Genomic DNA, 7214 nt, shown 5'->3' with positions numbered 1-7214 from the left:
ATCTGAGGCCCCCGGAGCGGTGTCGGTGGTTTACGGACAGGTCCGTGACGCACCGACAGCTTCGATAGGTGACGGCGACAGGGCCGGCCGGCGGCGAGATCGCCGTGTCGCCTCACCGGGTTCGTGTCGGCGTCCCCGAGCAGGGTGGCCGGCGGGTCACCGCCTGGTGCGCGCTCAGCCGCGAATGATCTTCGGGAAGGCCTTGTCCGTGTCAACGTAGTACTTGCGGACCAGCGGGCCGAATCCGGTCTCCGAGTCACCGAGGATCATGGCCTTGACGACCTGTTTGCTCTGCTTGCCGTCGAAGGTCTTCGCCGTCTCCGCGGTATCACCGGTGACCAGTAGTTTCCACTTGGCCTGAGACTCCGCGGTGGAGCTGACGTCCGGGTCGAAGCCCAGGTAGAAGCGCCGTCCGGTGGACTCCTTCCCGACAGCCAAGAAGACGATCACATGGAAGCCGGTGTTGCGCTCGTTGTTGAACTTGCTCGCGCTCCCGCCCACATGGCTGGTCGAACCGTTGATGATGGCGACACGCCCTGCCGACACCGCTTTGTCGAGCGCGGCCCACTTGGCAGGGACGCCCAGGGCCACCGAGAGATCCGCAGGCAGGTAGGACCCCCCGGTTTCCAGGCTCAACGCACTGGCGACCCGTGAAGCGCGCACCTGGCAGTCGTTGTCCATCATCTTCTTGAACTCCGGACTCGCCGGCATCTGCAACCAGAACGTGAGGGGCGCGAAGGCGGTGCCCTCCGTCGCCTCCACAGCCTGCGTGATCAGGTCCCTCAGCGCCTTGATCGCTGGTGTGGTCTCGTCGCTGGCTTGAACGTACGCCTGCTCGATCATGAAGGATCCCCCCCGGGCTCGACTTCCTTCGTTCCACTATCACGCACGGAACGGGCCTCCGATAGGGACAAGAGCGAGGGGAGCGGCCTTCTCCTCGGACAGGCATCCGTCGACACCTCCGCTCAGCGCCTTGCCTCCCTGGACCCGCGAGCTCCCGAGGTCGTTCCGCGGAGGGCGGGACCTGACCCGAACCGTGTCCGACCTCGTAAAACCACCGGTCGACCACGCCCCTGACCAGTATCAGGTGGAGTGCGCTGCTCACCAGCACACGAGGGAGTTGGTCGAGGAGGCCGAAACGAACCACCGGAGGTGAACAAGCGCAGGCCGGTGGCTGCCGCGGTTGGAGGCCGTCGCAGGAGGACGTGCGCACCTACGCCGTCATGCTGGCGGTGTGGGTGCGGGACCGGGCCGAAGTATCCACTGATCGGGCCCTTGGCAAGGCCTTGGCGGAGCCCAGCGGGCGCGTCGCGACCATGTGGCGCAGGGCCGCCGTCAGCGCCGACGCGCACGCCACCCGGCCCCGGTCCTCGCCCGCAACAGCGCCCTCGAGCAGGTCCTGGACCGGCAGTTCCAATGCCTCGTGGACCCAGGCCCTCTGGCGTGACGGCCCGGCTCCTTCCACTCTGGCCTGATGGCAGGGCCCGTGCCCTTCCCCCCATACTCACGCCCGCCGAAAGGTGAACCCGATGACCACCAGCGCTACCCAGCCGGGCTGCCCCTACCGCCTCGACGCCACCGGCGCGGACATCCACGGCGAAGGCACCACCCTTCGCGCCCTGGGGCCCGCTGCCCGCGTCCTCCTACCGGGCGACATCCCCGCCTGGTCCGTCACCGACCCGAACCTCATACGACGCCTCCTGGCCCATCCCGACGTCTCCAAGGACGCCTACCGGCACTGGCCGGCCTACCGTGACGGCCGCGTACCCCCCACCTGGCCCCTGCGGATCTGGGTCGACGTCCGCAACGCCCTCACCGCCTACGGCGCCGAACACACCCGGCTGCGCGCGCCATTGGCCGACGCGCTCACCCCCCGCCGCGTCCGCGCCCTGACACCCCAGATCACGACGATCACCCACGAGCTGCTCGACGAACTGGGCACGCACAGCCGGCCCGGGCATGCCGTGGACCTGCGGGCCCGCTTCGCCTGGCGGCTGCCGCTGCTGGTCGTCAACGCCGTGCTCGGCGTCCCCGACCACCTGCACGACGCCTTTCGCGACGCCATCGGCGCGCTCTTCGCCACCGCCCTGACCGAACAGCAAGCCCAAGCCGCATACGCCGAGATCTACCGGCTCCTGAACGAGCTCGTCGACGCCAAGACAAAAACCCCGGCCGACGACGTGACCCACGCTCTGATCACCCACCGCGAGGCCGGCACCCTCAGCGACCAAGAACTCCTCGACAGCCTCCTGCTCCTCATCGGCGCCGGCCACGAGACGACCGTCAACCTCCTCGACCACGCCGTCGTCAACCTCCTCACCCACCCCGAGCAGCTGGAGCGGGCCCGCGCCGGACAGACCACGGCATGGGACCAGGTCGTCGAGGAGACCCTGCGCCACCAGGCACCCGTCGCCACCATCATCCTGCGCTACCCCACCCGCGACATCGACGACGAAGCCACCGGCCTGACCTTCCAGCAAGGCGACGCCATCGCCATCAACTACGCTGCCGCCGGCCGCGACCCCGCCACCCATGGCCCGAACGCCCACCGCTTCGACACCAGCCGCACCACAGCGCGCGACCACCTGGCCTTCGGCCACGGCACCCACTTCTGCCCCGGCGCCCCACTGGCCCGACTCGAAGCCCGCATCGCCCTGCCCGCGCTGTTCGCCGCCTACCCCCGTCTCCAACTCGCCGTCGAGCCTGACGATCTGCAGCCCTTGCCCTCCCTCATCTCCAACGGCCACCAACAGGTGCCCGTCTGGCTGCATAGCTCCGCCGCCCTCACCGCTTAGCCCGCATCAGCCCGAGCTGGGGGCGACGCGGCACGCCCCCAGCAGAGGGCCTGCTCCTTGCTCGACGAGCAGGGCGGGGGCGGGATCCGGCGCCCGCGGGCGGAAGCCGGCGAGGGTTTCCAGCCGATCCACCGGTCAGACGGGTAGTGCTCCGGCAGGGTGACCGTGCACGCGGCCGCACTCGGTGAGAGCGAGAACTCCGTACCCGTCCACCACCGTGTTCGCCCTCAGCTCACCGGGGTTGACCGCGAGGCGGGCTGCGATGTTCGTGGCGTAGCAGGTGTCGGGGATGTGGAGTTCCTCCTTCACCTGGCGGTAGCGGGCAGTAAACGCTGCGGAGTCCGATAGGTCCACACCGTCGAAGGCGTTGTCAGGGAAGCCATCCTGATGGGGCAGAAGGTAGCCGGATTCGGCCCGGTGCCCCGGCCCGTCGGCGTTCTCGACGTCGTACGCGTCGTAGTAGCGCACCACCGCGCCTGCTTCAGCAATGCACCAGGCTGTCCAGTCATCACCGCAGCTCATGCCGTACCACTGCGCTGCGCCGAACTGCCGACTGAGTTCGGCGCAGCGCTGGCGGACGACGCCCGTCAATGCCTCGTCGCGGTTGTCGGCATCGTTGAGGTGGTGCGTGTCGCGGGAGGAATGCCCGAAGACCAGCGTCCAGCCGCCCAGCGCGGGGCTGACGAAGACGCGGGCACAGCGGTCGTGCGACCGGTTCGAGCTCCAGTTGTGGCGGTCGTGGTTCCAGGCACCCGCGCCCGTGCGCAAGGTGACCGGCTCGGGGTCGCCCAGATCGAACGCCGCGAGCACCGCGTCCTGGTGGTCGGTCGAGACCGCGTACCAGGAGCCGCACAGGTGCATGCCTTCCGGCAGCTCGGACAGGCGCTTGATCGTCGTCAGGCGTCGCCAGGCCTCCTGGTCCCGGCCGTCGAGGGCGGCCGGCCCGCCGATGGCGGCGAGAGCCTGCAGCACCCCCGCCCGCACCTGCGGCCTGGTCGCGGGTTGACGCCGCAGCCGCTGCAGCTCGGGGACGGCTCCGGCGCCGATAGCCTTGAGCGCCCACCCCGCCCGCTGCCGGACCCCGGGCTCCTGGTCCCCCAGCAGCGGAACCAGCCGATCGAGGAAGCGCAGCGCCGCTGGACCCTGGCTCTGGAAGGCGGAAAGTGCGCTGCTGCGGACCTGCGGGTGCGCGTGGTCCAGGAGAGCGGCGTACACCGCGGGATCGGCCACTTTCAACCGGTTCAGCGCCCCCTGGGTCCGCCTCGCTGCCGCCGGTGAGACCGCTGCGGCGACCGCGGCGGCCAGTGGGTCCAGAGCCGGCTCACCGATCCGGGACAACACGTCCGCCGAGACGGTCCAGTCAACGGGCGATCGCTCGTCGCACAGCACGCCCAGCACAGGCCCGACGACAACCGCCCCCTGTGCCACGAGGGCATCGCGTGCTGACCGGGTCCGGTCCCAGGTACCGGAGAGCATCTCGGTCAACCGTTCGATGTCCATGATCGGCACCATATCCGGGCGCAGCGACACGACCGGCGGTCAGCCGGAAACGTCGGCGGCGTCGCAGCGCCGGAGGTCCGCCGTCGCTGGATTGTGGGTCGGCTCCGGACACCCAGTTCGGCGCAGGCCGCGGCAGGGAGCCGGGAGGCCGCGGCGTCGGCCTCCTGCGTACGGTCGGCTCACCGGTTCGCGGTGGTCAGGCAGCGCCGGGTGGTGTGCAGGTCGCGGTGGAGCGCCAGCAGGCAACCGCGGTTCACGAACTGCGCGTCGACCACGCCGGCGGCCCTGTCCAGGACACTGCCGTCGGGGGCCGCCAGGATCATTTCGGTGTCGGTCAGGAGCAGGACGCGGCCGGTGGCAGGATCCAGGTAGGCGGGATGGATACCGGGGTCGGTGCGCATCCACAGCAGCCGGCCGGAGCTGTCCAGCAGGCGGGTGGTGGTGCGTGCTCCGCTGGAACTGTCCTGGGTGAAGCGCTGGGCCAGAACACGGTCCGTTCCGGTCCGGCAGCGCCCGACGTGCTGCAACGGCAGGGGACGCGGTGTCGTGTCGGGGGCTTCCAACAGGGAGGCGGTCGTGCTGTCGTACAGGACCGCGGGGGTTCCGGCGGGGCCGATGCAGGCGCCCGTCGCGGACGTGGCAAGGGCAGGCGAGATCGTCCAGCCAATGCGGGTCCGGTCCAGGGTGCGGACGGTGGGAAGTGCTCCTGTGGTGAGCACCAGGGCGCGCGATCGGTCGGGGGCGAGGAAGAACCGCGGGTTCACTCCCTGGACGGGGTAGACACTGGTGCGGCGCGGGTTGCGGATCTCCAACACGCCCCGGCCGGCGGTGGAGCGCACGACGAGGGCCTCGGCGGGCGAGTCGGCCCAGAGCACCACGGCCGCTGCTGGCGGGTCCACGGTGCGGCGGACGCCGGTGCGCCAGATGACCGGTGGCGGCGGGGCGTCTTCGTCGAAGGATCCCGAGGCGACGGCGTCGGGGCAGTGGGCCAGGCAGGACACGTACATGCGGTCGGCGAAGAGGCGGTCGCGCCATCGCACGACGCCTGCTGCGTCGACGCCGACGACTTGGGAGGAGGCGGTGTCCAGCAGGAGGGCGCCGTAGGCGTCGGCTTCCAGGATGACCGGCCGCGCGAACGGGTCGGCGGGGCCGGGGGAGGGGGTGGGTGCAGTGGCCGCGGTGGTCGCGGAGCGGGGATCGAATGTGGTGACCGTGATGAGCAGCACGCTGCCCAGCGCCAACAGCAGCAGGAGGCCTGCCCATCGTCTCATGTTCAACTCTCCATCGCTGGGCGCGGGTGGCCGCCGTGTGGTAAGGCGGCCACCCGCACGGTCGGTCGGACGGTCAGGAGGTGGGGTAGGTGATGTAGGCCGAGCAGTTGGGGTCGCTGGCGTTGCTCTTGTCGAAGGTCGCGTTCCCCTTCAGGTACGGCTTGAGGGTGCGAGAGATGCGCTTCTTGACGTCCTGGGTCACCGTCCGGCCGCCGACGACGTCGTCCTCGCTGGTCCAGGCCCAGATGTCGCTTCCGTTGCTCTGCCGAACGCGCAGGTACACGTTGTTGTGCTTGTTGCCGTTCCGCTCGATGGTGAAGCTGGCATCCTTCACGTACACGGTGTTCTGGGTCGCCATGTCGTACTCCGTGCCGATGCTGAGGATCCCGCCGTTCGTCGAGCACTCGCTGTACTTCGAGGCCGCGCTCGCAGGGGCCGCCGACAGCGCCGTGAGCGCGATGCCCAGAGCGGCCATGCCTGCGGTGGCGACCAGGCGGATCCGTCGTGTGGTCATGAATTCCTCCGGTGAAGAAGTGTCGTTCGGGAACGGTTCGAGCATCGCGAACCTTCGGGGGGAAGTCCCTGGATCTCAGGGCCCAACCGTTGTGAAGCCGTGCACGGTCTCGCCGCGGCCCGCTTGGTGGCGGTAGGTGCTCGGCGCCATGCCGTAGGCCGTGCGGAAGGCCCGGCACAAGTGCGCCGGATCGGGGAACCCCCAGCGCGCGGCGATCGCGTGGATCGGAATGTCGTCCAGGCGGGGATCAGCCAGATCGCGGTGGATGCGCTCCATCCGCAGGTGCCGTATCCGGTCGGCGACCGACATGCCGTGGTCGTGGAAGAGCTTGTGCAGGTAGCGGACCGAGATTTGGTGGGCGGCGGCGATGGTGGGCGGGGTGAGCTCCCGCTCGCCCAGCCGCTCCTCGATAAAGGTGACGATGCGCTGTTGCAGGGCCAGCCGGTGCGGCTCCGGGGACCCGCCCTGCCGGGCCTCGTGGGACAGCACCGTACCCAGCAGCTCCAGGGTGATCGCCGCCAGCCGGGGTGCGTCGGCGATCTGGTAGTGCGGCGCGTACCGCACCAGACCACTCAGGTAGTGGCGCAGCAGCGCACCAGGACCGGACCGTGCGCAGATCGGACGGTGGGCCAGGCGGTGGACGGTGTCGTGGTGCACGGGCAGGACGGCGCGGGGGAACTGAACGAGCAGCGCCGTTGCGGGCTGTGGCCCGCGCGTCAGGGCCTGCGCCTGCAGGCATTGGGCGGAGTCGAGGAGCAGGACGTCGCCTTCGGTGGCCACGAGGCCGAGGCGGGTGCGGTGCGGTGCGATCGTTCCGTGGACGGGGAGCCAGACATGCACGGTCCCGACCGGTTGCGGAACGATCGGCGCGCAGGGCTCCGCAATGGTGCCGGGACCGTGCAACAGGTGCTCGGTCACTCGTACACGGCCCAGGTCCAGCACCGGAGGCGGCGGCCGGTGTCCGGAGAGGAGTTTCTGCGGGGCCGAGGCGGCGGCGCCGGCCGGGTGCAGCGTGCTCATCGGGCCGCGCGGAGGGTCGGTGTCCGACGGCCGTGTGGTGGCAGGTGGCGTCACGATCATCGTCTTCCCGGGCCTTTCTGTGGCGGGGACCCCGCCACGCATTCCTGCGCGGAC

At 70.2% G+C, this 7214-nt stretch carries 6 protein-coding genes; 1 reads left to right on the top strand and 5 read right to left on the bottom strand.

Going from position 1 to position 7214, the window contains the following annotated elements; translation table 11 throughout:
* Window positions 1-174 precede the first annotated feature (174 nt).
* Complete coding sequence (locus ABZ721_RS31930) at window positions 175-843, bottom strand: hypothetical protein (protein ID WP_358792252.1); 669 nt, start codon at window positions 841-843, stop codon at window positions 175-177.
* Window positions 844-1529: 686 nt separating this feature from the next.
* Between ABZ721_RS31930 and ABZ721_RS31925 the strand changes: the two genes are divergently transcribed.
* Window positions 1530-2795, top strand: a complete 1266-nt coding sequence (locus ABZ721_RS31925; protein ID WP_358792251.1) for a cytochrome P450 — start codon at window positions 1530-1532, stop codon at window positions 2793-2795.
* 135 nt (window positions 2796-2930) lie between these two features.
* On the opposite strand, the gene ABZ721_RS31920 is transcribed toward ABZ721_RS31925, so the two are convergent.
* The 4 genes from ABZ721_RS31920 to ABZ721_RS31905 form a co-directional block, all read right to left on the bottom strand.
* Window positions 2931-4295, bottom strand: a complete 1365-nt coding sequence (locus ABZ721_RS31920; protein WP_358792250.1) for a HEAT repeat domain-containing protein — start codon at window positions 4293-4295, stop codon at window positions 2931-2933.
* 179 nt (window positions 4296-4474) lie between these two features.
* The gene (locus ABZ721_RS31915; protein WP_358792249.1) at window positions 4475-5566 is read right to left on the bottom strand and encodes a hypothetical protein; all 1092 of its coding nucleotides are present in this window, start codon (window positions 5564-5566) and stop codon (window positions 4475-4477) included.
* Window positions 5567-5639: 73 nt separating this feature from the next.
* Window positions 5640-6080 carry a hypothetical protein gene (locus ABZ721_RS31910; protein WP_358792248.1) on the bottom strand — a complete coding sequence of 147 codons (441 nt, stop codon included), beginning with the start codon at window positions 6078-6080 and terminating at the stop codon, window positions 5640-5642.
* 75 nt (window positions 6081-6155) lie between these two features.
* Window positions 6156-7100 (bottom strand): helix-turn-helix transcriptional regulator, encoded by a 945-nt coding sequence (locus tag ABZ721_RS31905; protein ID WP_358792247.1) that lies wholly within the window; start codon window positions 7098-7100, stop codon window positions 6156-6158.
* Between the last annotated feature and the right edge of the window lie 114 nt (window positions 7101-7214).

The organism is Streptomyces sp. NPDC006733, from assembly GCF_040636125.1.
Taxonomy (GTDB): Bacteria; Actinomycetota; Actinomycetes; order Streptomycetales; family Streptomycetaceae; genus Actinacidiphila.
This window is presented reverse-complemented; position numbering and strand designations above follow the sequence as displayed.

Coding starts and splice junctions, on each gene's coding strand:
- ABZ721_RS31930 (WP_358792252.1), bottom strand. CDS start 843: ATGATCGAGCAGGCGTACGTTCAAGCCAGCGACGAGACCACACCAGCG.
- ABZ721_RS31925 (WP_358792251.1), top strand. CDS start 1,530: ATGACCACCAGCGCTACCCAGCCGGGCTGCCCCTACCGCCTCGACGCC.
- ABZ721_RS31920 (WP_358792250.1), bottom strand. CDS start 4,295: ATGGACATCGAACGGTTGACCGAGATGCTCTCCGGTACCTGGGACCGG.
- ABZ721_RS31915 (WP_358792249.1), bottom strand. CDS start 5,566: ATGAGACGATGGGCAGGCCTCCTGCTGCTGTTGGCGCTGGGCAGCGTG.
- ABZ721_RS31910 (WP_358792248.1), bottom strand. CDS start 6,080: ATGACCACACGACGGATCCGCCTGGTCGCCACCGCAGGCATGGCCGCT.
- ABZ721_RS31905 (WP_358792247.1), bottom strand. CDS start 7,100: ATGAGCACGCTGCACCCGGCCGGCGCCGCCGCCTCGGCCCCGCAGAAA.